Annotated in this window: 27 protein-coding genes and 4 pseudogenes; 20 read left to right on the top strand and 11 right to left on the bottom strand. The window is 69.1% G+C overall.

Annotation, left to right across the window (positions count from 1 at the left end; genetic code table 11):
- Positions 1-68 precede the first annotated feature (68 nt).
- Positions 69-893, top strand: a complete 825-nt coding sequence (locus DMH08_RS15825; RefSeq protein ID WP_125615152.1) for an SAM-dependent methyltransferase — start codon at positions 69-71, stop codon at positions 891-893.
- Here DMH08_RS15825 and DMH08_RS15820 read toward each other — a convergent pair.
- Both DMH08_RS15820 and DMH08_RS15815 read right to left on the bottom strand, forming a co-directional pair.
- Positions 890-1084: a hypothetical protein gene (locus tag DMH08_RS15820; protein ID WP_125615149.1), complete on the bottom strand. Its 195-nt coding sequence runs from the start codon at positions 1082-1084 to the stop codon at positions 890-892. The two genes, DMH08_RS15825 and DMH08_RS15820, sit on opposite strands and share 4 nt — an antisense overlap.
- Before the next feature lie 192 nt (positions 1085-1276).
- On the bottom strand, positions 1277-2473 hold the full coding sequence (locus DMH08_RS15815) for an MFS transporter (protein ID WP_199747814.1): 1197 nt from the start codon (positions 2471-2473) through the stop codon (positions 1277-1279).
- A gap of 86 nt (positions 2474-2559) precedes the next feature.
- Here DMH08_RS15815 and DMH08_RS15810 point away from each other — a divergent pair, with 86 nt between their 5' ends.
- Positions 2560-3066: an RrF2 family transcriptional regulator gene (locus tag DMH08_RS15810; RefSeq protein ID WP_026405034.1), complete on the top strand. Its 507-nt coding sequence runs from the start codon at positions 2560-2562 to the stop codon at positions 3064-3066.
- Between the two features lie 32 nt (positions 3067-3098).
- Here the strand turns inward: DMH08_RS15810 and DMH08_RS15805 are convergent, their stop codons facing one another.
- On the bottom strand, positions 3099-3458 hold the full coding sequence (locus DMH08_RS15805) for a hypothetical protein (RefSeq protein WP_125615146.1): 360 nt from the start codon (positions 3456-3458) through the stop codon (positions 3099-3101).
- A gap of 121 nt (positions 3459-3579) precedes the next feature.
- Here DMH08_RS15805 and DMH08_RS41005 point away from each other — a divergent pair, with 121 nt between their 5' ends.
- Positions 3580-4533, top strand: a complete 954-nt coding sequence (locus DMH08_RS41005) for a hypothetical protein (protein ID WP_199747813.1) — start codon at positions 3580-3582, stop codon at positions 4531-4533.
- Between the two features lie 539 nt (positions 4534-5072).
- A complete protein-coding gene (locus DMH08_RS15790) occupies positions 5073-5726 on the top strand; it encodes an SMI1/KNR4 family protein (RefSeq protein ID WP_125615143.1) in 654 nt (217 codons plus the stop codon).
- Positions 5727-5859: 133 nt separating this feature from the next.
- Here the strand turns inward: DMH08_RS15790 and DMH08_RS42385 are convergent, their stop codons facing one another.
- Positions 5860-5994 carry a hypothetical protein gene (locus DMH08_RS42385; RefSeq protein ID WP_267898550.1) on the bottom strand — a complete coding sequence of 45 codons (135 nt, stop codon included), beginning with the start codon at positions 5992-5994 and terminating at the stop codon, positions 5860-5862.
- A gap of 377 nt (positions 5995-6371) precedes the next feature.
- On the opposite strand from DMH08_RS42385, the gene DMH08_RS15785 reads away from it, so the two are divergent.
- The 3 genes from DMH08_RS15785 to DMH08_RS15775 all read left to right on the top strand — a co-directional run bounded on the left by DMH08_RS15785 (position 6372) and on the right by DMH08_RS15775 (position 8360).
- The gene (locus DMH08_RS15785) at positions 6372-6614 is read left to right on the top strand and encodes an acyl carrier protein (RefSeq protein ID WP_125615140.1); all 243 of its coding nucleotides are present in this window, start codon (positions 6372-6374) and stop codon (positions 6612-6614) included.
- 193 nt (positions 6615-6807) lie between these two features.
- The gene (locus DMH08_RS15780) at positions 6808-7797 is read left to right on the top strand and encodes a beta-ketoacyl-ACP synthase III (protein WP_125615137.1); all 990 of its coding nucleotides are present in this window, start codon (positions 6808-6810) and stop codon (positions 7795-7797) included.
- A gap of 17 nt (positions 7798-7814) precedes the next feature.
- On the top strand, positions 7815-8360 hold the full coding sequence (locus tag DMH08_RS15775; RefSeq protein WP_125615134.1) for a GNAT family N-acetyltransferase: 546 nt from the start codon (positions 7815-7817) through the stop codon (positions 8358-8360).
- Positions 8361-8583: 223 nt separating this feature from the next.
- Here DMH08_RS15775 and DMH08_RS15770 read toward each other — a convergent pair whose 3' ends face one another.
- Positions 8584-8901 (bottom strand): hypothetical protein, encoded by a 318-nt coding sequence (locus tag DMH08_RS15770; RefSeq protein WP_125615132.1) that lies wholly within the window; start codon positions 8899-8901, stop codon positions 8584-8586.
- Between the two features lie 135 nt (positions 8902-9036).
- Between DMH08_RS15770 and DMH08_RS42625 the strand changes: the two are divergent.
- From DMH08_RS42625 to DMH08_RS15730, 9 genes and pseudogenes are all read left to right on the top strand, one after another.
- A pseudogene (locus DMH08_RS42625) lies at positions 9037-9428 on the top strand (formylglycine-generating enzyme family protein).
- Positions 9429-9480: 52 nt separating this feature from the next.
- Positions 9481-10059 carry a PadR family transcriptional regulator gene (locus DMH08_RS15760; RefSeq protein WP_125615129.1) on the top strand — a complete coding sequence of 193 codons (579 nt, stop codon included), beginning with the start codon at positions 9481-9483 and terminating at the stop codon, positions 10057-10059.
- Positions 10060-10136: 77 nt separating this feature from the next.
- Positions 10137-11714, top strand: a complete 1578-nt coding sequence (locus DMH08_RS15755; RefSeq protein ID WP_125615126.1) for a sulfatase family protein — start codon at positions 10137-10139, stop codon at positions 11712-11714.
- A 389-nt stretch (positions 11715-12103) separates the two neighbouring features.
- Positions 12104-12445 (top strand): MFS transporter, encoded by a 342-nt coding sequence (locus tag DMH08_RS15750; protein ID WP_125615123.1) that lies wholly within the window; start codon positions 12104-12106, stop codon positions 12443-12445.
- Positions 12446-12451: 6 nt separating this feature from the next.
- Positions 12452-12730, top strand: a complete 279-nt coding sequence (locus DMH08_RS15745) for a hypothetical protein (protein ID WP_125615120.1) — start codon at positions 12452-12454, stop codon at positions 12728-12730.
- Positions 12712-13023 (top strand): annotated as a pseudogene (locus DMH08_RS41625) (IS481 family transposase); the annotation flags it as partial. The gene DMH08_RS15745 and the pseudogene DMH08_RS41625, both read left to right, overlap by 19 nt.
- A 459-nt stretch (positions 13024-13482) precedes the next feature.
- Complete coding sequence (locus tag DMH08_RS41620) at positions 13483-13635, top strand: hypothetical protein (RefSeq protein ID WP_233617621.1); 153 nt, start codon at positions 13483-13485, stop codon at positions 13633-13635.
- On the top strand, positions 13596-14045 hold the full coding sequence (locus tag DMH08_RS15735) for a dihydrofolate reductase family protein (RefSeq protein WP_233617620.1): 450 nt from the start codon (positions 13596-13598) through the stop codon (positions 14043-14045). The genes DMH08_RS41620 and DMH08_RS15735 overlap by 40 nt, the downstream gene beginning before the upstream one ends.
- 309 nt (positions 14046-14354) lie before the next feature.
- Positions 14355-15818, top strand: a complete 1464-nt coding sequence (locus tag DMH08_RS15730) for an aldehyde dehydrogenase (RefSeq protein WP_125615114.1) — start codon at positions 14355-14357, stop codon at positions 15816-15818.
- A gap of 15 nt (positions 15819-15833) precedes the next feature.
- Here DMH08_RS15730 and DMH08_RS15725 read toward each other — a convergent pair.
- From DMH08_RS15725 to DMH08_RS15720, 3 genes and pseudogenes are all read right to left on the bottom strand, one after another.
- Positions 15834-16058: pseudogene (locus tag DMH08_RS15725) on the bottom strand (integrase core domain-containing protein); the annotation flags it as partial.
- Between the two features lie 27 nt (positions 16059-16085).
- Positions 16086-16202 (bottom strand): annotated as a pseudogene (locus DMH08_RS42380) (helix-turn-helix domain-containing protein); the annotation flags it as partial.
- Between the two features lie 21 nt (positions 16203-16223).
- The gene (locus DMH08_RS15720) at positions 16224-16778 is read right to left on the bottom strand and encodes a MarR family winged helix-turn-helix transcriptional regulator (RefSeq protein ID WP_125615108.1); all 555 of its coding nucleotides are present in this window, start codon (positions 16776-16778) and stop codon (positions 16224-16226) included.
- 261 nt (positions 16779-17039) lie between these two features.
- On the opposite strand from DMH08_RS15720, the gene DMH08_RS15715 reads away from it, so the two are divergent.
- The 4 genes from DMH08_RS15715 to DMH08_RS15700 are packed head-to-tail and all read left to right on the top strand — an operon-like array spanning position 17040 to position 20955.
- Positions 17040-18050: an ABC transporter substrate-binding protein gene (locus tag DMH08_RS15715; protein ID WP_158642319.1), complete on the top strand. Its 1011-nt coding sequence runs from the start codon at positions 17040-17042 to the stop codon at positions 18048-18050.
- Positions 18051-18053: 3 nt separating this feature from the next.
- Positions 18054-18836, top strand: coding sequence for an ABC transporter ATP-binding protein (locus tag DMH08_RS15710; RefSeq protein WP_125615102.1), 783 nt, complete (start codon positions 18054-18056; stop codon positions 18834-18836).
- Between the two features lie 5 nt (positions 18837-18841).
- Complete coding sequence (locus tag DMH08_RS15705) at positions 18842-19723, top strand: ABC transporter permease (protein WP_125615177.1); 882 nt, start codon at positions 18842-18844, stop codon at positions 19721-19723.
- A complete protein-coding gene (locus DMH08_RS15700; RefSeq protein WP_125615099.1) occupies positions 19720-20955 on the top strand; it encodes an alcohol dehydrogenase catalytic domain-containing protein in 1236 nt (411 codons plus the stop codon). The genes DMH08_RS15705 and DMH08_RS15700 overlap by 4 nt, the downstream gene beginning before the upstream one ends.
- Before the next feature lie 69 nt (positions 20956-21024).
- Here DMH08_RS15700 and DMH08_RS15695 read toward each other — a convergent pair whose 3' ends face one another.
- From DMH08_RS15695 to DMH08_RS15685, 3 genes are read right to left on the bottom strand one after another with little or no spacing between them, the layout of a single operon-like run.
- Positions 21025-21540 (bottom strand): cupin domain-containing protein, encoded by a 516-nt coding sequence (locus DMH08_RS15695; protein ID WP_125615096.1) that lies wholly within the window; start codon positions 21538-21540, stop codon positions 21025-21027.
- Positions 21540-22352, bottom strand: coding sequence for an alpha/beta fold hydrolase (locus DMH08_RS15690; RefSeq protein WP_233617618.1), 813 nt, complete (start codon positions 22350-22352; stop codon positions 21540-21542). Before DMH08_RS15690 ends, DMH08_RS15695 begins: the two co-directional genes overlap by 1 nt.
- Positions 22349-23155: an aspartate dehydrogenase gene (locus tag DMH08_RS15685; protein ID WP_199747810.1), complete on the bottom strand. Its 807-nt coding sequence runs from the start codon at positions 23153-23155 to the stop codon at positions 22349-22351. The genes DMH08_RS15690 and DMH08_RS15685 overlap by 4 nt, the downstream gene beginning before the upstream one ends.
- Between the last annotated feature and the right edge of the window lie 547 nt (positions 23156-23702).

The raw sequence follows: 23702 nt of genomic DNA, 5'->3' as shown, positions 1-23702 counted from the left end.
GTGCCATAGGGCGGAGCATCTGCTGTCATGGGAGGGTCGGCGCAGGCGACCCGGATCTGGAGATCACCATGGCGAGCGACGAAGACTTCCTGGCAGCGGCCGAGAAGGACCTCATGCGCGGGATCGACACCAGCGTTCCGCACTCGGCGCGCATCTGGAACTATTGGCTCGGAGGCAAAGACAACTTCGCCGTCGATCAGCAGGCGGGCGACGACTACGCCCGCCTCTTCCCTGGAATTTTCGACCTGGCGCAAACGGAACGGGCGTTCCTCGGCCGCGCGATCCGATACCTGGTCGGCGAAGCGGGAGTCCGGCAGTTCCTCGACGTCGGCACCGGCCTGCCCACCGAGGACAACACGCACCAGGTCGCCCAGACCCTCGCGCGGGAATGCCGCGTCGTCTACGTCGACAACGATCCGCTCGTCCTCGCCCACGCCCATGCCCTCCTCGTCGGGACCCCGGAAGGCTCCACCGACTACATCGACGCCGACATGCGCCACCCCGACCGGATCCTGGAGCAGGCCAGTCGGCTGCTGGACTTCGACGAGCCGATCGGCCTGCTGTTCATGGGCGTCCTCGGCCATATCACCGACCACGGCGAAGCCCGCACGATCGTGTCGCAACTTCTGGACCCGCTGCCTTCGGGCAGTTTCCTTGCCCTCAACGACGGCACCGACACCAACGAGGAATTCAACCGGGCGCAGCAAGGCTACGACGAGACCGGTGCCGTCCCCTACCGGTTGCGGAGCCCGGAGCAGATCGCCCGCTTCTTCGAAGGCTTGCAGCTGGTCGAGCCGGGCGTCGCTCCCGTACCGCTATGGCGCCCCGAACTCGGCCACCCCAACGCCCCGCGGGCCATGGACGTCGTCGGGGGAGTCGGCAGGAAAATCTAGGCGGGCGAGGGGGAAGTCCGGTGTTTCATGGCCTCGTCGTGCAATGAGGCGAAGGTGGACAGGAATACCGTGGGCAGCGCACCGAGCGCGTACAAGACCCGGAAGTCCACGTGCGGCAGCAGGAGCAGACCTGCCAGCGCGGTGAGGATGCCGCCGAAGTAGTAGCCGCTGTACATCACCGCGTTGTTCAACTGACGGCGGTGGACACGCCGCCGCCGAGGCCGAGACCGACGCGGAAGCGAAGCAGGCCCAGCATCTCCGGGCTGGTGGAGAACGCGGACAAGTTTCGCTGTTGCCTCGTGGCCGGTGGCACTCCCGCGTTCGCGGCCACATATCACCGCGAAGAGGTTCCAGTCCAGAAGTCGTCCGGAAAACGCGTGGCCCTAGGAATGCTTCGGGAAGCGCGGTGCGATGGCCGACAGCATCAGCGCGGCCAGCACGGCCAGGAGGCCGAACGCCAGGTGGAAATCGCCGAGGCTGTCGCGCAGGAAGCCGATCAGCACGGGGGCCAGCGCGGCACAGGCGTAGCCGACGAAGAAAGCCATCGCGCTGATTCGCCCCGCCTCGGCCGCATCACGGCCGATCACCACCGGCAGCGTCAACACGAGCGTGAACAGACCGCCGTGGCCGATGCCCAGAGCCAGGATCCACACCCAGGTCGCGGTCCCCGGAACGGCCGCCAACCCCGCGAAGCCGATGGCGGTCATCGCCGTGGTCAGCGCCAACCCGAGGCGCTTGTCCGTCCGTTCGCCCAGCAAGGCCGGGACGGCCAGCATCGCGACGACCTGGATGGAGATCATCCCGGTCAGCAGCGCGCCGGCGACGGTCTCGCTGTGCCCCCCGTCATCGTGGAGCAGCGGCGCCACCCAGGCCAGTTCGCAGTAGTAGAGCGCGGAGTTTCCGGCGGACAGGGCCGTGACGCGCCAAGCCGCGCCGCTGCGCCACGGCAGCCCGCTCGTGGTCGGCCCGGCCGTGTCTGCGACACCGTCCAGGGCGAGTGCGCCCTTGGCGGCCCTCCACATCACCATGCCCGCGAGCGCGAGCACGGCCCAGGACGCCAGCGCGCCGGGCCAGGAGCCGAGGGCGTCGGCCAGCGGCGCACTGACACCTGCGGCGACCGCGCCGCCCAGGCCGAGACCGGCGGTGTAGATACCGGTGACCAGCCCGGCCCGCCCGGCGAACCGCATCTTGACCACGGCAGGCAGCAGCGTCTGCGCGATCGCGATGCCGGCCCCGACGACGGCGGCGCAGCTCATCTGCAGCACCGTCGAGTCACCGAAACCGCGAGCCGCCGTCGCGACCGCGATGATGCCGAGCCCCAGCATGACTCCGCCGTGAAGCCCGAACCTGCGGCCGACCACGGCCGCCAAGGGCGCGCAGACCCCCATCGCCAGCGTCGGGATGGTCGTCAGCAGCGCCACTCCTGTGGCCGACAGGCTCACATCCGTTCGGATGCGGTCCACCAGCGGAGACACCGCGGCGATCGCCGGCCGGAGATTGGCCGCCGCGACGAACAGCGCGATGGCCGCCATGCCGAGGGCCGTCCGCACCTGGACGTCCGGTTCCTGAGTCTGTGTCACGCCCGCTCCAGTTGATCTCGGACAATCGGTATCCGAGATATATCACAACGCGGACAAGCTTTGTCCGAGATCGGTAGGATGGCAGCATGAAGCTGTCCAACGGGGTCGAATGGGCGCTCCACGGCTGTGTCACGCTCAGTCAGGCCGGGGAGCCGGTGCCGGCGGCGCGACTCGCGGAGCTGCACGGCATCCCTCGCGCCTACCTGGCCAAGCACCTGCAGGGGCTGTCCCGAGCGGGCATCGTGCACTCCACCGCGGGACAGGTCGGTGGCTACACCCTCACCCGACCCGCGTCCGCGATCACCGTCCTGGAAGTCGTCCAGGCCATCGACGGAACCGAGCCCGCCTACCGCTGCACCGAGATCCGGCAGAACGGGCCACTGGCCGTCCCTGCCGATCAATGCTCGCAACCGTGTGCGATCGCCCGTGCCATGGCGGCCGCCCAGGACGCCTGGTCCGCTGCCCTGTCCGCCATCACCATCGCCGACCTGGCCACCGGCATCGACGCCGACAGCAACGGCACCGCGCTGGCCGACGTCCGCCGCTGGCTGACGACTACGGCCGGTTCGGCGCGCAGTAGAGAGCAGGAGTGACGAACTAACCACCCCCGGCTATCCCGGCGCCGTCACCATGTCCGGCAATGCCTTCGACCCTGGCGGGCCGGGCTGCCTGCACCGACCGCCCCGCGGCCACCGACCGTTCGCCAGGCCACCGCCTGGTTCTTGAGCAACCCCGCCTGGACCTCGAAGCCCGGCACCGCCTCGACAGCCTCTGCGACGCCGGCCCGCAGCTTGCCGTCCGACGCGAGCGGGTCCGCGAGTTCGCCGAAGAGATGGTCCACCGCCACGTTCGGCGACTGGATACCCAGTGCCAAATTCCGCGGATGGCCAGTTGAGGCGGCATCACACACTGCGAAATCTTCCTGAGCTTCAGCAGGCCATTCACTCGGTAGGGGGAGACAGATCGCCCTGATGGGCGAGGCCATGCCGTCACAGTCACGCGATGTTCGGAGCATGACTGGTGTCGGACCGACGATGAGGGCGCCTTGGCACGCGTGGTGGCGGCGGTGGCCACGATGGGCGGGCCGGGCGACGATGGTGTGGGGGGTGGCGTTCGCCGGCTTCGGGCTGGCAGGCGCGCTCAGTGAGACCCCGTTGCTCTACCTGGGCGGCGACCCGGGGCCTGCCGCGATGGGGTGGGCGGTGGCGGCGGTGGGGGCGCTGGCGGCGCTGGCCAGTGGTGCGGTGGCGCGATACGGGCTGCGGCCCATGCTGCGGGCGCTGCTGTGGGCGGTCTGCGGGCTGGCGGCGATCGGCGCGTTCAGCCTGCTGATGGACGTCATCACGCTGATGTTCGGCCAGGCGGTGGACAGCTGGGCGGCCGCAGCCAACCATGCGCTGTCGGCGGCCGGGGTGGTCCTGCTCGCGGCCACCGCCCGCTCCGACCGCGGTCCGTTCACCGCGACGGTCGGCGAACCGGCCCGCCTCTCGCCCTCGGCCGCCTCTCGCCCGGTTCACCTGGCAGCCTGCGCGGGGACGGTGGCCTTCCTCCCTTACGTGGTGATGAAGCTGGTCTGGGCGTCCGGCGGCACATTCGCGGGGATGACCGGCGCGGAGATGCTGGCGATCTCCGAGCGCAACGGCGCTTCGGGGGTCTGGCTCACCCTGGAATCCTGGGGCTTGGACGGCACCGCGCTCCTGGCCGCACTCGGCGTCGTCCTGCTCTGGGCTCTGGTGCGGCCGTGGGGGCAGGTCTTCCCGCACTGGACGCCGTTCCTGCGCGGCCGCCGCGTCCCGCGCTGGCTCCCCCTGACCCCGGCCCTGGTCGGCGCCGCAACCCTCGCTCCGTACGGGGTGCTGGGGGCCGGCTACTCGGCCCTGGCCACGGCCGGTGTTCTGCCGATGCCGCGCGGGGACTTCCACACCGCCGATGACGCACTGCTGGTCGCCTGGATCGGCATGGCCGCGATCGCCGTGTACGGGGTCGCGCTGACCGCCGCCGCCCGCTCGTACTGGCTTCGGACCCGTCCCATCAGCCGCGTTCCCGTTAACGCGGAGTGACAGTCTGCAGCCAAGCGGGTCCCCGTCAACCGGCAAGCGCGCTGAATGGCGGTTCTTCATTGGTGAACGAGGATCGGGTAATTGCCATGGGTCACCCGGCACATGTGCCACACACCGTTCCCACCGCACGGCCGAGAGGCCGGTCGCAGCAGCGGCGCCGGAGCCGAGCACCGCATGGCCGCTCACCATCTGGCTGTGCTCCGACAACACCGTTGAAGGGCACAAGCGTGCCACCGGGGAGGCACCCAAAAGTGGGCTGCTGTCCTGATACCGACTCAGGGAAACTTTCGACGATCGGGCCTCAAGCACCGGGACGATTATTCGGAAGCGGGCTCGGGTCCTAAAGGTGCCCCCCGTCCGTATCACCTTCGCCATGCAGCGGTCTCGCTGTGCCATATTGTCGAGCAATGACTCTCGCTCGACGACCAAAGCGAATAGATCGAGAACTTCGCTCAACGAAAGCTTCGCTCATTGGCTCCAAAGGCGAGCGATTCGGATATTGAGGTCTTCATGTCGCCGGTCATTTGTAATGTGGGTATATGGGTAGTGATATTGGCGGTGTCGAGCGGCTGATCGCAGCCTGGGACCGGGTGGAAGCCTGGCTGCGCGTTCACGCACCGGCTTCGGCCGCATTGCTGCGCCCGCCGGCCGGTGAAGCCGACATCGGCGCGGCGGCGGCGGCCATAGGGGTGGAGTTTCCCGCGACGCTGGCGGCTTGGTACCGCATCCATGACGGTGTGGACGAAGACCGGACGCCCGACGCTGTGCACGTCGCCGGGATCCTTCCGAACGGCTGGACGATGCTGCCGCTCGACGGGCTGGTCCGTGAGTATCGGACGCATACCGACGAGTGGGAGCGGGAGGCGGGCATTCTGCCGTTCGCCCGCAGGCCCGGGGACACCTGGTACGGCTGGTACGTCGACGCGCGCAAGGGCGAGCCCTCCTACGGCAACCTCGGCGGCTGGGCGGTCGATGCGGGGGACGCCCCCTACCCTTCCCCGAACGGGTGGCCCTTGCCGGACTGGCTGACCGAGATCGCTGCCGCACTCGAACAGGGCCGCCCGATGACGCGCCCGGACGGAACCGAGGAAAGGACGAATCGACCGGCGCTGGACCGGGACGGGCTCACGTGGGTAGACGCGCGAGACCCGCGCAGCGTCCGCGGCGCGGTGGTGCTCGACGGGCCCCGATGACCGTGAAGCGCAGGTGTCGACGTCGGATCCCGGCTTCGGGGATGTGGCTCGATCGGGCGACGGTCTACCTGCACATCGACCGGTTTCCCCACTGCTCCGCACGGGGCACCGCCACAGTGGCGTTCTCGATGCGTCAGCGATGTACCCGCACGCCGTCCGCTCGGACCGTATGGGCGTCCTCGAGGACGCCGATCGCTGCACTGGCCTCCGATGACAGGACGGTGGCGTCGTCCAGCCCGGCAAGCGGGGCGCCCTCCCTCTTGCTCATGGCGCGGCATTGTGTCAGCCGATACCGATATCCGGCGGCGACCTGGCACCCCCGGCGCCTTAAGTGGCCATTGCTAACACCCAATGGAAGGCGCGTCGGGATTCCTTATACAGGAGGTCACCGGAGATCTTCGAGCGAATGGCGGCGGATGAGACCGGCGATGGTAGCAATGTCGTCGTCCATGCACTTATTCTAAGTGATGCCTAATTGTCAAGAGTGCCTATCGGGTAGGTGAGACTCGTGAGGTGGAACGGCATCGCTCATATCGCCGGCGCGCCGACGCGGGAAGCATCTGAACGCGCAGCTCCCGTGGCGGGTTGCACGTTTCCCTCGCATCGTGTGCTTGCTCACACCACATCGTTCCAAGGAGGCGAGTCATGAGCGAAACGCTGCGAGACGTCACGGCGATGGTCGCCAAATTTGCTGAGACAAACCCGACAGATCTCTCCCCTCATGCCGTTATCGGAGAACTGGGCATAAATTCCATGTCGATGGTCGAACTCGTCCTTCGAATCGAGCAGCACTACGGCATCAATCTGGATGACGACGCCATGAACCCCAGCGCCACTTTGGCTGAATTGGCGCAAACGGTGTCGAGTACCTCCCCCGACCGAGTTTGACAGCCCGCCAGAAACGCGAGCGGGCCAGCCGCCCGTCCGTACCCGTCGCCGCGTCCGCAGGCCGGCAGACCATGCATGGCTCCCATCCGGAGGACTTCGACAGCATGCGCATCATCGGTATCTCTCAGGTTCGCCTCGGCCACGTCCGGCCGACGGGCAACGGCCTGCACGGCAAGGCCGGACGGAGGCTCGCATGAGCTGCCCGAACCTGTCGGGCAACGCGCTCACCGGCCTCGGGGCCTACCAGCCTTCTCTGGTGCTGACCAACGACGAAATCTGCCAGGGCATCGACACCGATAGCGCCTGGATCGTCGAAAGGTCAGGGATTCTGGAGCGCCGGTGGGCCGACGACAAGGAGACCTTGGCCGTGATGGGCGAGGCCGCCGCCCGCGACGCCATCACCGATTCCGGCATTGCCCCCGAGCGCATTGATTGCGTGATCACCACCACCTCCACCTACCTGAATCAGTTTCCCGCCCTAGGCCCGGAGATCGCCGCACGTCTCGAGCTGCGCAATCCGGCCGCCTTTGATCTCAATGCCGCGTGCTCGGGCTTCACCCACGCCGTCGGCATGGCCGACTCGCTCATCAGCGCCGGGGCCGCCCATCACGTTCTGGTCGTCTCCACCGAGCGGCTCAGCGACGTCACCGATCCCACTGATAGAAAGGTGGCCTTCCTCTCGGGGGACGGCGCCGGCGCCGTGGTGGTGGCCCCCAGCGGTACCGGCGGAATCGGGCCGATGATATGGGGCAGCGACGGGGAACGCCGGGATTATCTCCAGCAGGGCGCCAGTTGGCCATCCGCGAGGTCGTCGGCCGTACCACAACGGTTGAGTTGGAACATGATGGGCCCCGCCCTGTTCAAGTGGGTCGCCAAGAACCTGCCGCCGGTGATCGAACAGGCGCTGGAGGCTGCGGGCGTGCGGTTCCATCAGATCGACGCCTTCGTTCCGCACCAGGCCAACCTGCGCATCATCGAAGCGCTCACCGCACGCCTGCCGTTCCGCGAAGACCTGGTGGTAGCCACCACCATCACCGAACTGGGCAACTCCTCCAGCGCGTCCATCCCGCTCGCCCTCTCCTGGCTCAGAGACCGGGAACAACTGCGCTCCGGCCAATTCGTGCTCCTCGCAGGATTCGGCGCCGGGCTCAGCTACGCCGTCCAGGTCGTCCAAATCCCCTGACCAAAGGAGGCGGTTCCATGGCGCTCGACCTGCCCATCTTCACGAAACGGCTCATTATCCGCGCACCAGCCGACCGCGACTTGGAAGCCCTGAACGAGTTGTATACCGACCCCATCGCACTGGAACACATGGGAACTCGGAAGGTCTGGACTCAAGAGCGCATTCAGTGCTTCCATGATCAGAGGATGGAATCCCTGCACACCCACGGCTATACTGCATACACCCTCGAGATCAAGGACGGCGGCCCAGTCATCGGTTTCTTCGGGTTTATGCCCGACGAGAACCAGAAACCCGAGGGTACTGTCGCCATCATTCGCCGCCACTGGCTCGGCAACTACATGCAGGAAGCGATCGGCGCCCTTAGAGAGCCCTTCGCTCAAGATCCGGATCTGGCCGGAGCCGTCATCAGTTTCGAAGCGTCCCTTCCCGGAGCAGCCGCCTACCATGAGCTGATCACTTCCTGCGGCTTCGCCTTCGACCACGAGGCCCCACATCCCACCAGTGGCCGTCTCATGCGCCATTACAAAAAGACCACATCCTCCATCACCCATAACCAGCCCTAGCCTTCGAGTAACGGCCGATCCGGCAGCGCGGTGAGCGCGCAGCGCCCGATCCACAACACCGACGCCACCAGCCGAGGTCGTCCGGGGCGCGGGCCCCGGTCCTCGCCGGGTGTCTCGACCGGCGCCCATGAAGCACCACCTCAAGCAGCGCCTCGTACTCATTGCGGACGTGCTCGACCTGCCCGAGCGTCTGGAGGACGGAGTACCCGCAGGCTCTCGGAGATCAGGGGGTCGGCGACGCTCCGTCGCCTTCCTGCCCTCGGAAGAACTCGAAGGTGCGGTAGCGGCCGTGGTGGGTGGCCCCGCCGTCCTCCCAGTAGTGCCGATGGTCGGTGACCAGGTGGGTGTAGACGCGGTTCTCGGTGAGCATCTGGGGCATCGAGTCGTCGAACGGCTCCAGCGGCCCCCATCCCCGGTGCAGGGAGTTGTACGCCCCGTATGCAGCTCCGGCGGGCGGGCAGCACGGCACGCTACCGGCGTAGCAGTTGTCGAAGGTGACGGTGCGCGCGGCCAGCCGGGGAAAAGCCGGGCGCGTGCACACCGATCGCCCCGTACGGCGGCAGGTCCCGGCGGTCGATATCGTCGAACATCACCATGATGGCCTTCATCGCGTGCCCTCGGTCGCGGTCTCTGTGTACGTTAGAACATAGAGGCCGATTTTCGTAAGAAGCGACTGATGAGTGGTCCCGAAACGGGCGCCTGCTGCCTGCCGACCGCGAAGCGGTCGCCGGGCCCTGTGTCCGGCCTGGACGCGGCGGTCGTCCTGCCCGGCGGGGAGTTCCTGATGGGGACCGATGGCCGCGAAGGGTTCCCCGAGGACGGGGAGGGGCCGGTGCGCCGGGTGCGCGTCGAGCCGTTCCGTACCGACGCCTATACGGTCACCGCCCGGTCGTGCACGTGTCCTGGTACGACGCCGAGGCGTTCTGCCGGTGGGCGGGGGCGCGGCTGCCCGGCGAAGCCGAGTGGGAGTACGCCGCCCGAGGAGGGCTGGAGGGGTGCGGCGCGCACGGCCAACGACCGGGACGCCTCGGTCGGCAACACCGGATTCCGCTGCGCCTGGGACCTTGACACCGGCCGGGGCTGACGCCATTGTCACTGCTAAGTTCCAAGGAACATAGGAATGAGGGGTATGCAGCTCGACTACGTGATCTTGGGCATGCTGGCGCTGCGCCGGGTGTCCGGGTATGACCTGCGCCGCTGGATGGAGGGCCGGGGCCGGTACCTCGGCTACGGCGTGCAGCTCCCGCAGATCTACCGCCGGCTCGGTGCGCTGGTGGAGCGCGGCTGGGTCGAGTTCGAGGTGGATCCGCGTTCCGGGCGGCCGGACGCCAAGGTGTACTCGCTCACCGGGGCGGGCCGCCGGGCGCTGCTGGAGTGGGCCCGGTCCCCCTACGAGCCGTCCCCTCGCCCCATGGATCCCGACTTCAAGTTGCGTTTCGTGTTCGGCGGCCAGCTCGATCCGGAGATCGCCATCGCGGTCGTGCGCACCGAGCTGGAGTACCGGCTGGAGCACGACGGGCGGTCGGCCGTCCTGGAGCACCGCCGGGACATCGAACCGCAGATCCCCGAGCTGGACGCCGGCTGGGCGTGGGAGGTGCACACGCTCGCCCACGAGCACGGCTACGCGTCCACGGCGTCCTACATCGCCTGGCTCCGGCTGACCTTGCACCGCCTCGAAGCCGCCCGCGACCGCACCTGACCCGCCACCGCCCGTATCCACCGGCACGGCGCCGTCGGCGCTGCTCAGCAATGCCCACGAACGTTTGAGAGTTCCGCATGCGCATCATCTACGTGGACGTCGACACCCTCCGGGCCGATCACACCACTCCCTACGGCTACCACCGCCCCACCACGCCCCACCTCCAGGCGCTGGCCGACCGGTCGGTGGTCTTCGACCGCTACTACTGCTCCGACTCCCCGTGCCTGCCGTCCCGGACGGCCCTGACCAGCGGCCGGTTCGGCATCACCAACGGGGTGATCGGCCACTTCGGCGCCGCCGCCCGGTTCCGGCTGGACGCCGGGCACGGCCCCGATCCCGACTGCCCCCTGCTGGGGCAGCGGCTCCAGATGGGCGGCCACTACACCGCCGCGGTGTCGGTGTTCGCCGAGCGCCACCGCGCCTACCACTTCCTCGGGAACTTCCGGGAGAGCGTCCGCGCCACCGCGAGCACCGGGGACGAGGAGGCGCACGATGTCAACCGCGCGGCGATCGACTGGATCCGCAGGCACGCCCTCGAGGAGGACTGGTACCTCCACCTCACTTACTGGGAGCCGCACACCGACTACACCCAGCCGCCCGAATGGACCGACCGGATGGCGGCCTCAGCCCCGGTCGCCTCCTGGCCCGACGACGCGACGATCCGGTCCCACATCGACCACGTCTACGGCCCGCGCAGCGCCCTCGACCTGAACTACACGCTTCTCGGCCAAGGCACGTCGCCCGTCCCGCACAACATGCCCGACGCCATCCGCGACCGCGCCGACTACGAGCACCTGATCAACGGGTTCGACGGCGCGATCGCCTACTGGGACCACCACTTCGGGCGGCTCATGGCGACCCTGGACGAGCTGGGCATCGCCGACGAGACGGCGGTGATCGTCAGCGCCGACCACGGCGAGGCGCTCGGCGAGCACGGCATGTACGCCGAGCACGGTCTGGCCACCGAGCCGGTCCAGCGCGTCCCGCTGATCGTCTACTGGCCCGGCCTCACCGACGACCTGCCGGACGAGGCCCGCCGCAACGACGCGCTGCTCTACAACATCGACCTCGCCCCGACCCTCTGTGATCTGCTCGGTCTGGCCGCGCCGCCGGGCTGGCAGGGCGAATCGTTCGCACCGGCGCTGCGCGGAGAGGAGCTGGAGTCCCGGTCCTACCTGGTGCTGGGACACGGCGCGCACACCTACCAGCGCGCCGTCCGGACCCGTGACCACCTCTACATCCGCACCTACCACCCCGGCTCGTTCCGCGCCGAATGGGAGCAGTTGTTCGACGTCACCGCCGACCCCCACCTCACCCGGAACCTGCTCGAAGACGAACCGGACCTGACCGCGCGGATGCGGTCACACCTGGCCGAATGGTGGCACGAACACGCCGGTCGCCCCGGCAGCCTGCCCGACCCGATGCTCACCACCCTGCAGACCGGCCCCGTCTACTACAGCGACCCGGCCGAATACGCGGCCCACCTGCGGCGCACCGACCGCGCCCACCTCGCCGAAGACCTGGAGGAACGGCTCGCCGGCCTCAGCGCTCCGGTGTCCTGGCATCCCCCCGAGCCCCGCCCCACGGCCCACTTCATCGAGCGGTGGGGCAAAGCGTTCGAACGCATGGCCGACGAACCCGCCCGGCGGCACTGACCCGTTCCGCAGGCCCGCCCACCCTCTCGGACCTTCGACTTCCCACCCCGCAGCCGAGGAGGCGCGACATGTCCACCGGGGCCCTGCCAACCGGCGCGGCACCCCCGCAGAGCCTGTCGCGCGGCGCCGCGGATGGCGGCAGCTCCTGCTGCTGAGCGGCCTGATCAGCACCGACAATGGCGAGACCAGCGTGGCCTCCGTGGTGTTCCCCACGATGCGCGCCGCGCTGGCCCTGCCGCTGTCGACGCTCGGCATGCTGATCGGGCTGAGCAAGCCGACCGGCGTGATCTCCGGCCCGCTGTGGGCGCTGGTCGCCGACCACATCGGGCCGCAAGCGGGCCCTGGTGCTCTGCTCGGGCGTGTAGGGATCGTGGAGGGCGGCCACCGGGCTGGCACAGAACCAGGTCCAACTGGTGATCTTGTTCGTCATCACCGCGGCCGGGGTCAGCGGCGCGGACCCACTGGTCAACGGCATGGTGGCCGACCTGTTCGACGACCGTGCCCGGGGGCGGGCCGTCGGCGCGCTCTACGGGATCGTCTCTCTGTTCGTCGCCGTCTTCGGCCTGCTGATCGGGCATCTCTCCCGCGTCGAGAACGGCTGGCGCTATGGCTTCTTCGTGGCGGGCGGGATGCAACTGCTGTTCGGCCTCCTGGCCGCGCTGTTCTTCCGGGACCCTGGTGTGGGCGCCGCCGAGGCCGCCCAGCCACGCCAGCGGACACCGATCACCTAGGCGCGGGTGCGCGGGCTCCTGGGCATCCGCACGTTCCAGGAGTTCCTCGGGCAGCGGCTGCTCACCGGCCAGCTGGTCATGCAGAGCTTCGCAGTGATCCTCCTGACCGAGGTGTACCACTACAGCAACCCCGCCGCCGCCCTGGCGACGATGCCGTTCGCGCTGGGCTACCTGGGGGGCAGCGTCCTCGGCGGTCTGGTGGCCGACCGCGCCTCATCGGCCAGGGCCGCCTGCCGCGCACCCGTTCGACGCGGGCGTCACGGCAGATCCGCGCCACCCGCATGAGCCCTCGCCGCTACGAACACCCCGGACCTGGCGCGATGACCCACCTGGACGTCAAGATACTCGGCCGGATCCCCGACCGCGGCGGCTGGCGGATCCACTGCCGCAGCAAGACCGTGCGCGGCCGCGGCATCGGCTACGACTTCGTCCACACCGCCATCGACGACCACACCCGCCTCGCCTACATCGAGGCTCTGAACGACGAGAAGGGCGCCGTCACCAGTGTGCGCCGGGCGGCTGCCTCCTTCGCCGCCCGCGGTATCGCGAGCATCGAGCGGGTCCTGACCGACAACGCCAGGTCGATGTTCCGGCCCGCGGCTGGCATCAGGAGCTTGCAGCAGCCCAAGACCGAGTTGCACGCTGGCCATCCGCCCGGCTCAGCCAGTGGCCCAGCCCCCGGCAACAGCGTTCCTGAGCCCCTGCTCGTGCTGCCGGCCACGACGGACATGTACCCGCCCAAACGGCTCCCCTTCCCGCTGCCGTGCGGCGATGTCGGGAACCACGCCCTTGCTTGGTGGGGCGTGCTGGTCGCGCGGATTCTCGACGTCGCCGAGCGGTGACGGTGACGAGAAGCCTCAGTGCTCCCTGAGCCTCCCGAGTTTCGGGTTAACCCATCGATGAGTTTCGGACGCCGAAGCGGTCGATAGGTGCGGAAGGAACGACACCCTCCCAGAAGGGGCGATCGTGAAGTTGACGACCACCACGTGGGTCACCGTCGACGGAGTGATGCAGGGACTTGGCGCGGCGGACGGGCCATGCCGCTGTTCACCGGCGAGGCCGAGGCGTTTCTGGGCCAGGTCCACCAGCGCGCCGACGCGTTCCTGTTCGGCCGGCGGACCTACGAGCTCTTCGCCGACTACTGGGAGCGGTGCCGGATCCGAGCGTCAACCCCATCGAGGAGGCGTTGAACACGCGGCCCAAGTACGTGGCCTCGCCCACGCTCACCGAACCGCGGTGGGCCGGCACCACTGTGCTGTCCGGTGACGTCGCAGCGGCCATCGGCGAGCTGAAAGCCAAGTCGGAGGGCGTGCTTCAGGTGCACGGCAGCGGCGCCTTGGTCCGGTGGCTGCATCACAACCGGCTGGTCGATGAGATCACCCTGCTCACCGTCCCGGTGGTCGTCGGCCAGGGCACGCGGCTGTTCCCCGCCGCCGACCCGGACACGGCACTGGAACTGGTCGAATCGCGGGCCACCCCGGAGGGAGTGACGATCCAGGTTTACCGGCCCGCCGACCGTCCGCAGTACGGACCTGCCACGGCCGGCGGGCTGGGCGACCTGAGGCAAGGGACCTATAGGGACGTCGAGCAGCGGCCGTGATGCTTGTGATTCTCGGACGGGGCGGGTCCAACGCCGGGCAGCTCCAGCAGGTCGGGGGTGGTGCTGGCTGGTCAGCGCCTTGAGTCGCTTGTGCAGCTCGCAGGCCTCGGCTTTGAGCCGCAAGATACGCCCGGCCAGCAGCCGCAATGTGTAGATGACGGCCTGCTCGACGGTGGTCGCGTTGGCCGGCTCGGCCAGGCCGCGCTGAGCGCCTGAGCCCGCGCGGCGGCTGGGCCCCGCGCCGCCCACTCTGCTGCTTTGGTTGGCTAATATCTTAGGTCCAAGGTATTTGTGGACGGAGGCCCTGGTATGGCGGACGAGATCCTGGTGGGCGGGGTCTGGCGGCGCGGGTCGGGCGCGGTCGTCGAGTCGCTCAGCCCCCTGAACGGCTCTGTGATCGCGCGCGTCCACGGCGCCGACCCCGCCGATGTCGACGAGGCGGTCCGGGCGGGCGCTGCGGTGGCGGCCGATCCGTCCTGGCGGGATCTGCTTCCGCATGAGCGCGCCCGGCACCTGACCCGGATCGCCGACAGCATCGCCGCATCCGCCGAGGACCTGGCCGCTCTGCAGACTTGCGACACCGGTAAGTCCATCAACGAGACACGGGCGCTCGTCGCCAGCGCGCAGGGGACGTTCCGCTACTTCGCGTCCGTCCTGGAGACGATGGACGAGACCCTCACGGTTCCGCGCGGCCCGTACGTGACGATGAGCGTGCACGAGCCGATCGGCGTCGTCGGCGCGATCACCCCGTGGAACTCGCCGATCGCCAGCGACGCACAGAAGATCGCCCCTGCGCTGGCTGCGGGCAATGCGGTCGTGCTCAAGCCGGCCGAGTGGACGCCGCTGGTGTCGCTGGCCCTGGCCCGCGTCATCACCGACTCCGGGCTGCCGTCCGGGCTGCTGTCGGTGCTGCCGGGGCCGGGCGGCGTGACGGGCGACGCGATCGTCCGGCACCCCGGCATCGGCAAGGTGTCCTTCACCGGCGGCACTGCGACCGGACGGGCCATCGGCGCGGTCGCGGCGCAGAAGATCATGCCGGTGTCGTTGGAACTGGGCGGCAAGTCCCCGACGATCGTGTTCCCGGACGCCGATCTGGACCAAACCCTCGCCGGGCTTTTGTTCGGGATCTTCTCCTCATCCGGGCAGAGCTGCATCGCCGGCTCGCGCGTCTTCATCCACGGCTCCGTGTACGAGCAGTTCTTGGACGAACTTGTCGAGCGCACCCGCAAGCTGCGCATCGGCCCCGGTGCCGATCCCGCGACGCAGGTCGCGCCGCTGGTGTCGCACGTCCACCGTGATCGCGTCGCCGCGATGGTGGACCGGGCGCGGGGCGAGGGCGCACGCGTGCTGTGCGGCGGAGGCGTTCCGGAGGGCGAGGAGTACGAGACGGGCGCGTACTACCTGCCGACGATCCTCGATCGTCTCCCCAACGACTCGGCCACCTGCCAGGAGGAGATTTTCGGCCCGGTACTCGTCGCGCTGCCGTTCGAGGACGAGGACGACCTGGTCGCGCAGGCCAACGACTCGGTGTATGGGCTGGCGTGCGGGATTTGGACCCGCGACTACCGGCGGGCCTGGCGGATCGCGCGGCGGATGGACGCGGGGACGGTCTGGATCAACACCTACAAGCAGTTCAGCATCTCCACGCCGTTCGGCGGCATGAAGGAGAGCGGTATCGGACGCGAGAAGGGCCGCGAGGGCATCGCCGCCTACATGCGCCAGAAAAGCATTTATTGGGGAATGACAGAGGAACCGCACTCCTGGGCCGGCTAACCGCCGCTAGCTGTGCATCTGCCGGTAGGCCCATTCGGCGGCCAGGGTGCGGTTGAATCGTTCGACCTTGCCGTTCTGCCAGGAGCAGTGCGGGCGGATGAGTTCGTGGCGGGCGCCCAGGTCGGTCAGGGCCGCGGCGAAGTCGCGGCTGTGGCGGTAGCACCAGGCCTTGTCGGTCAGGACCGGTTCGATCCGGGGGATCTCGCGGGCGGCGAAGAACGCGGCGGCTCGTCGCAGGAACGGGCGTGGGGACCAGGCGTGCAGGCCGGCCGGGCCTTCGGTGTCGTAGCGGCGCGCCCACCGGTGCGCGCACGGCCGGGAAACACCCAGTTCCTCGGCCACGTGCGCGACCTGGCGTCCCTGGTCGCGGACACGCTGGACCAGCAGACCTCTGGCTAAGTACAGCTAGCGGGGGACACGGGCGGCGCGGCGGCGGCCGCCTGTGCGGGGCGGGACGACCTCGCGCTCGGCGATCGCGGCCTCGATGGAGCTCTGCAGGAGGATCAGGCTGTCGATGATCTGCGCGCGCTGATTCGGGGTCAGCGCCGCCAGCATCGTCTCCTCCTTGTCGAGGTGCTGGGCGAAGACATCGTCGATGAGGTCGACGCCGGCCTGCGTGAGCTCGGCGAACATCACCCGGCGGTCGCTCGGGTGCGGGCTGCGCGTGATGAGGCCCTGGCGCTCCAGTGCGTCCAGCCGTCCGGTCATCGCGCCGCTGGACAGCAGCGACGACTCGGCCAGCTCAGACGGTGTCTTGCGGTAGGGCGGGCCGCCGCGGCGCAGGTTGGCCAGCACGTCGAAGGACCTGGGGGTCAGGTCGAAGGGCGCGAGAAACGCCTCGAGTTCCTGGCGCGCCATGTCCCCGGCATTGCGCAGCCGGGCGAACACGCCCATCGGTGAGGGATCGAGGTCTGGACGCTCGCGACGCCAGTCGTCCAGGGCCTTCCCGACCGTGTCCATTGCACCGTCCGTGGTGTGAGAGAGGCGGATCCATGGATCCATCGAGATGATAGCGATCCAAGATACCTTGACACAAGCAATTTAAGTCCCAGATACTTGCCCGCAAGTAACTTGGCGCTGCGCCACCCCCGGCGTAGGTCCCCTCGGATCCCTCCTGCCTGCGAGTCTTCCGAGCCACAGTCATATGAGGTCACGATGCACACACCTTTCGCCGCTCTCCGCAAGGGGCGCCGGAGCCGCCGTATCCTCCCGGCCGTCGCGATGACGCTGACGGCGGCGCTCGTCCTCTCCGCGTGCGCGGGTTCAAAGGCCGAGACCGACGCCTCGGGCAGGACGAAGCTCAACGTCCGCACCGACGTCTTCTTCACCGGTGCCGTCCTGCCCCTGGTCGCGGGAGTCGAGCAGGGCATCTACGAGAAGCACGGGCTGAACGTCACGCTGAACGCCGGCACGGGATCGGCCACCACGCTGCAGACCGTGGCCAATGGCTCCGACGACATCGGCTACGCCGACGCGGGCGCGATGGTGCAGGCCGCGGGCAAGAGAATGCCGGTTCGGATGGTCGGGGGCATGGTGCAGAAGTCGCCGCTGGCAGTCTTCACCCGCGGTGACTCCGGCATCGCCTCGGCCAAGGACCTGGCCGGCAAGAGCGCCGGATTCACCGCGGGCTCCGCGCCCGAGACGGTCTTTCCGGCCTTCGCCAAGGCGAGCGGCCTCGACCCGGAGTCGGTCACCCTCAACAAGGTGGACGTGCCCACCCGCGACAGCCTGTTCGTCCAGGGCAAGACGCAGTTCACCTTCGGGCTGCTGAACGTCACCGAGCCGAACATGAAGGTCAAGTGCAAGTGTGACCTGATCGCCATCCCGTACGCGGACGCGGGCCTGGACGTGCTCAGCTCCGGCATTGTCACGTCCGAGAAGTTCGCCAAGGAGAACGGCGACGCGCTGCGCAAGTTCCTCGCCGCGACGGCCGAGGCGGTCCAGACGACCAACGCGAACACCGACGCCGCCGTCGAGTCGTTCTTCGAATTCGCCACGAAGAGCACCCTGTCGAAGGACGTCGTCAAGCAGCAGTGGCAGATCTCCAACGGCTTGCTGACCACCGATCGGACCAAGGGACAGGGCTTCGGCTGCACCTCCGCCGAGGACTGGGAGAGCACCATCAAGATCATGGAGCAGTACGCGGGTGTGCCCGCGGGCGAGCTCAAGCCCGAGGACGTCGCCAGCAACGCCTACCTGACCGGCTGCTCCGACCCGCTCGGAGGGGAGTGAGGGATGGCGACGGCGACCGTTCCCTTCGTCGAGTTCGACCGGTTCACCAAGTCCTTCGCGTCCGTCACCGCCGTCAGCGAGATGTCCTTCGAGCTGGAGCGCGGTGAGTTCCTGGCCATCGTCGGGCCCAGCGGCTGCGGCAAGAGCACGCTGCTGATGGCCCTGGCCGGGCTGACCCAGCCGACCTCAGGCCAGGTGCGGGTGCAGGGCGAGCCGGTGCTCAAGCCGTACACCGACCTCGGGATCGTCTTCCAGAGCGCGGAACTGCTGCCCTGGCGGACGGCCCTGCAGAACGTGCTGCTCCAGACCGAGATCCGCCGCGCACCCAAGGGGCCGGCAGAGGATCGCGCCAGGGAACTGCTCGGCAGCGTCGGCCTCGACGGCTTCGAGGACAACTATCCCGACGAGCTGTCCGGCGGGATGCAGCAGCGGGTGGCGCTGTGCCGCGCGCTCCTGCACGACCCCGAGATCCTGGTCATGGACGAGCCGTTCGGTGCCCTCGACGCGCTCACCCGAGACCAGATCCAGATCGACCTGCAGCGGATGTGGATGGAGCGGCGCAAGACCGTCGTCTTCGTCACGCACAGCATCGACGAGGCTGTCTTCCTCGCCGATCGCGTCCTCGTGTTCTCGCCCCGTCCCGCTCGCATCGCGGCCGAGTTGCGCGTCCCGCTGGAGCGCCCGCGGCATCTGAGCGCGCGCACGAGCCGGGAGTTCACCGACCTCGTCGGTGAGATCCGCGGCGTGTTCGAGAACCTCGGCGTCCTGAGCGAGGAGCGCAATTGAGCGGCATGACTGAGCAGAGCAGGCGGCCCGCGACCGCGAAGGGCCGGGCGGCGAACGACCCGGGTCACGTCCGGAAGCAGGGTCCGTCGCCGGCGAAGCGCCTGCTGGACTCCCGGTTCGGCGACTGGGCGCTGCCGACCGGTCTGGTGGTGATCGGCCTCGCGGTCTGGCACTTCGCGTGCGCGGCCGGCGCGGTGGAGGAGTATGTGCTCCCCGCGCCCCTGGACGTCGTGACGAAGATGTTCGGCGACTTCCCCATGTTCGCCGAGCAGTCCGTCCCGACCATCGTGGCGATCTTCGCCGGGTTCGCGCTGGCGGTGCTGATCGCGGTGCCACTGGCCGTGGCCATGGTTTACAGCGACCTCGCACGGCGCGCGCTGTACCCGCTGCTGATCATCGCGCAGGTGGTGCCGAAAGTGGCGATCGCGCCGTTGTTCATCATCTGGTTCGGCTTCGGCCAGCTGCCCAAGGTGCTGATGGTGGCACTGATCTGCTTCTTCCCGGTCGTGATCGACTCACTGGTGGGATTCAAGGCGGCCCGTCCGGAGAGCCTGATGCTGGTGCGCTCGATGGGCGCGAGCCGGTGGCAGGCGTTCTGGAAGGTGCGCTGGCCGTGGGCGCTGCCGAGCATCTTCGCCGGCATCAAGGTCGGCATCACGCTGGCGGTGGTCGGGGCGGTCGTTGCCGAGTTCGTCGGCTCCGACACCGGCCTGGGCGTCGTCCTGATCACCGCGCGCGGCGACATGGACAGCCTCACGGTGTTCGCCTCGATCGTGTGGTTGACGGTGATCGGCTTCATCCTGTTCGTGCTGGTGGAAGTGCTGGAGCGGTTGCTGCTTCCGGGCAAGCGCGGCGGGCGCTCGCATGAGGCGTCGGGCTCGCTATGAGCGGATCCTCCAGCCCTGGCGACCTCGGCCGTGCCGACGATGCGACGGCGTCCGCGAACGGTGCGCAGCGCGCCGTCGTGTACGCCGGTCCGGGACGTGCCGAGGTCGCGGACGTCCGGTTGCCCGCCCTGGAGACCCGGGCGGGTCCCGGCGTGCTCCCGCGCCGCTGCGACCACGGTGTGATAGTCCGGACGCTGGCGACATGCGTGTGCGGCTCCGACCTGCACACGCTGCACGGTCCGGGCGCGACCCCGGGCATGGTGCTCGGGCACGAGCTCACCGGTGTCGTCGTCGAGGTCGGCCGGGACGTTGAGCGTGTCAAGGTCGGCGATGCGTGCTCGGTTCCGTTCAACGTGGCATGTGGGCGGTGTGCGAACTGCCGTGCCGGTCTCACCGGGCACTGCCTGAGCGCGAACCCGTCCCGTCCCGGTGCCACATACGGGATGGGCGAGGGGTTCGGCGGCTGGGCCGGAATGCAGGCGGAATACGCACTCGTCCCTTACGCGGACTTCAACCTGTACGTGTTCGCGGACGCCGACCAGGCCCGCGAGCGGCTGCTGGACGTCGCCATGATCGGTGACATCCTCCCGACCGGTTACCACGCCGCCCGCTCGGCCGGTGTGGCACCGGGTTCGACCGTCTACATCGCGGGCGCGGGACCGGTCGGTCTCGCATGCGCGGCGGCGTGCCGGATGCTCGGCGCGGCCGCCATCATCGTCGGGGACTTCAACGCCGAACGGCTGGAGCACGTTCGGTCTGTGGGCTTCATTCCCGCCGATCTGGCCAACGGTTCTCTCGAAGAAATCGTTGCAGAGGTCGTCGGACGGCCATTGGTAGACGTCGGTATTGATTGTGTCGGCGCCTCCGACGCAGCCGTTGCGAAGGCCGCGGCCGGAGGGATGGTGGCGCCCGCTCTGGCGCTGAACGACATCATCGGGATCGTGCGTCACGGCGGTTCCATCGCCATTCCCGGTGTTTATCCGGCGGGTGCGCCTGGCGTGCGTCCTCCGCTGGGCGTGTGGCTGGGCGGGGTGTGGTCGAAGGCCATCACGGTCACATCCGGCGCCACGCCTGTGCGTCGCTACCAGGACGAACTCGCCGCCGCCGTGCTGCTCGGCGGCGTCGGCATCGGGGACGTCGTGCACGCCACGACCATTCCGCTCGCCAAGGGCGCCGAGGCTTACGAGATGTCGGGAGCCGGAGCAAGCCGCAAGTTCGTCCTCACTCCTTGATGGCATAGAAAACGGCGCCGGGAACTTTGTTGGTCCCGGCGCCGCTCGCCTTTTCTGCAGTCGGCCCGCTCAGTCTCGGGTCACGCCGTGCACTGCGGAGGTCTTCGGGTAGGTGGGGAGCTGCGGCTTCCGCGTCCCGATGACGACACAGAACAGCGCGTCGGTGTCACCGATGTTCTTCAGGCTCCGCGGCACGCCCGCGGGGACGCGGATCAGGTCGCGGTAGCCCAGTACGCGCTTGGCGGTCTTGGTGCCATCCTCGACGTCGTGCACGGAGACCTCAAGCTGCCCTTCCAGGACGAAGAAGACCTCCTCGACGTCGTGGTGGGTGTGCTCGGGGCCGATCGCGCCGGCCGGCAACCGCATGTTGGAGAAGGTGAAGTGCTCGGACGGCAGGATCCGCGAGTCGGTCTCGTGGTTGCCGGTCGCGCCTGACCCGATGTAGCGGATCTGCGCGCGGCGGAACTCGTCACCGGCCTTGGCCTGGAAGGCGAGCGTGTCCCAGTCCTCGTGGCGGGTCTCGCGGGAAGCGATGCAGGAGTCGATCAGCTCTTCGAGGTTGGTCTCGGTGGCCTGCTGGGTCATTAACGGTTCTCCTTGGATTTCGAATGGGTGACCAGGAAGTCGCGCACCGCGCCGGCGAACGACTCGGGGCGTTCCTGGTTGGACAGGTGGCCCGCCCCTGGGATCTCGATGTACCGGGCACCTGGGACGGACTCGGCGATGAGGCGGCTCTCCGCCGGAGGGCAGACCGCGTCGTGCTCGCCGACGACGACGAGGGTGGGAGCCGTGACGGCGCCCAGTACGTCTCCGTGGTCGGTGGCGGCCATGGACTCGGCCGCGTAGCCGTAACCGGGCATGCGGATCGTGGCGGCCATCGCCTCCGCGACCCGCTCGACCTCGGCGGCCGGAGCATCGGGTGACAGCAGGCGGCGCGCGCGTGCCCGCGCGAACTCGGCCGGGCCGCGTTCGGCCAGCTCACCGCCTCGCGCTCGCATGGCGGCGGCCTTCCCGGGCGCGGTGCCGGAGCCGCGCGTGGAGTCGGCGAGGACGAGGCCGCTCAGCCGGTCGGGGTGGCGGAGCGCCAGGCGGGTCGCGATCACACCGCCCCAGGACGTGCCGATGACGCTCGCGCGGCCGAGTCCCAGCTCGTCCAGGACGTCCGCGGCCGCGTCGGCGTAACCGTCCATGCCGGGCGCAGATTCCGGGTCGGCCGAGTTGCCGTAGCCGGGCGCGTCCCAGGCGATCAGCCGCAGCCGGTCGGCCAACAGTCCGGCCAGCGGGGCGAAGGCCGCCGCGCCTGTGCCGATGCCGTGCAGGCACAGGACGGGCGGGAGGTCGCCTCCGGTATCGGTCAGCGCGATCACGCCGGCCCTGGACCGGACGCGGCGGCTCACGCGACCCGCCACGGAACGTCGGGCACCAGGTCCGAGAGCGTGCGCAGGACGGCGAACGGCACCAGGCCGCTGGTCTTCGGATTGGCCGGGTCGGGCAGGTTGCCCAGCTCAAAGCGGTACTCCCCGACCGGACCGGCGAACTCGACGATATGCCTGGTCAGCGTCGCGTCCGGGTCGGCCAGGAGCCGGACGCGCACGGCCGACCAGCCACCGGCCGCCAGCGCGAGCGTCGCCGCCACGTTGGCGTTGCGGGGGAAGCGTGCGGCGGCCCCACGGGCATCGCCGTCGAACACGGTCACGGGGGAGTCGCCGGGACGCAGCGTGTTCAGCCGCTCGGCTTCCTCCTCCGCCATCCAGGTCTGGACGAGCGAGGCGGGCGACTTGGAGGAGGTGAGCCGGACGCTGGTCAGCGGCCCTCCGAAGGCCGCGGCGCGGACGACGTCCAGACCGCCGAGCGCCCCCTGGCACAGCAGCAGCCGTCCGGACTCGGGCGGCGCGGTCCGCGGCCGGGTGAGGTCGCGGAACAGGACCTCGTCGACCAGCGCGCCCACCGAGACGGCGACCAGATCGCATCCGGTGGCGAGGATCTCGGGACCGTGCTCGCGCAGTGCCTGCTGCCCGGCGGCCTCGACCACGACGTCCGCGCCGGAAAGGAGTTCGGCGAGGTCGCGGACGGGCCGCGGGGAGGTGCTTCCGTTCCTGGTGAGGACCCCGGCGAGCGTCGCGCCCGGCACCGCGCCGGCGCGCAGCGCCCCGGCGACCTTCGACCCGATCGCGCCGTGCCCGAGGACCCCGACTCGCAACCCGCCACCTCCGATTACCTTGGCTCAAAAATACTTGCTCCAAGATATCTAGCTGCGAAGCTACTTCGCAAGAGGCGACCGGGAGACCGGATCCGCTTCGGTTCAGAAGTTCTCGCGGATCTGGTCGCGGACGTTGCACACGGGACGTACGGTCGCGTCGACCTGGCCTCGATCGCCGCCGACTGGCATCGGCAGCGAGAGGCATGCCAGTGATGGCGGCGGGCGTGAAGGCCAATGCCTACGGTCACTGTCCGGTCTAGGCCGCTTGTGCCGCGCTGGAGGGCGGCGCCGCTCGGCTCGGGGTGGCCTGGCGGGGCGAGGCGCATCGATGCGCCGATCCCGTCCCGGCTGCCTGCCATCGATCCAACTACGAGGCCGCGGTGCCGGCCGATATTGAACCGGCGTCGAAGCACCGTGGCGGTTCGACGCGATCGCGGAAGCCGCCAGGCGGAAGGTGCGGCGGGCCTGGGTGCATCTGGAAAGCGACAGCGGGCTGACCCTTGCCGGGGCCCAGTTTGTCGATGTGCTCGAACATTGCGAGCGTGTC

The sequence above is a fragment of the Actinomadura sp. WAC 06369 genome (assembly GCF_003947565.1).
GTDB lineage: Bacteria > Actinomycetota > Actinomycetes > Streptosporangiales > Streptosporangiaceae > Spirillospora > Spirillospora rifamycini.
Note: the sequence above shows the minus strand (reverse complement) of the source record. Positions and strands in the feature narration are given on the sequence as shown.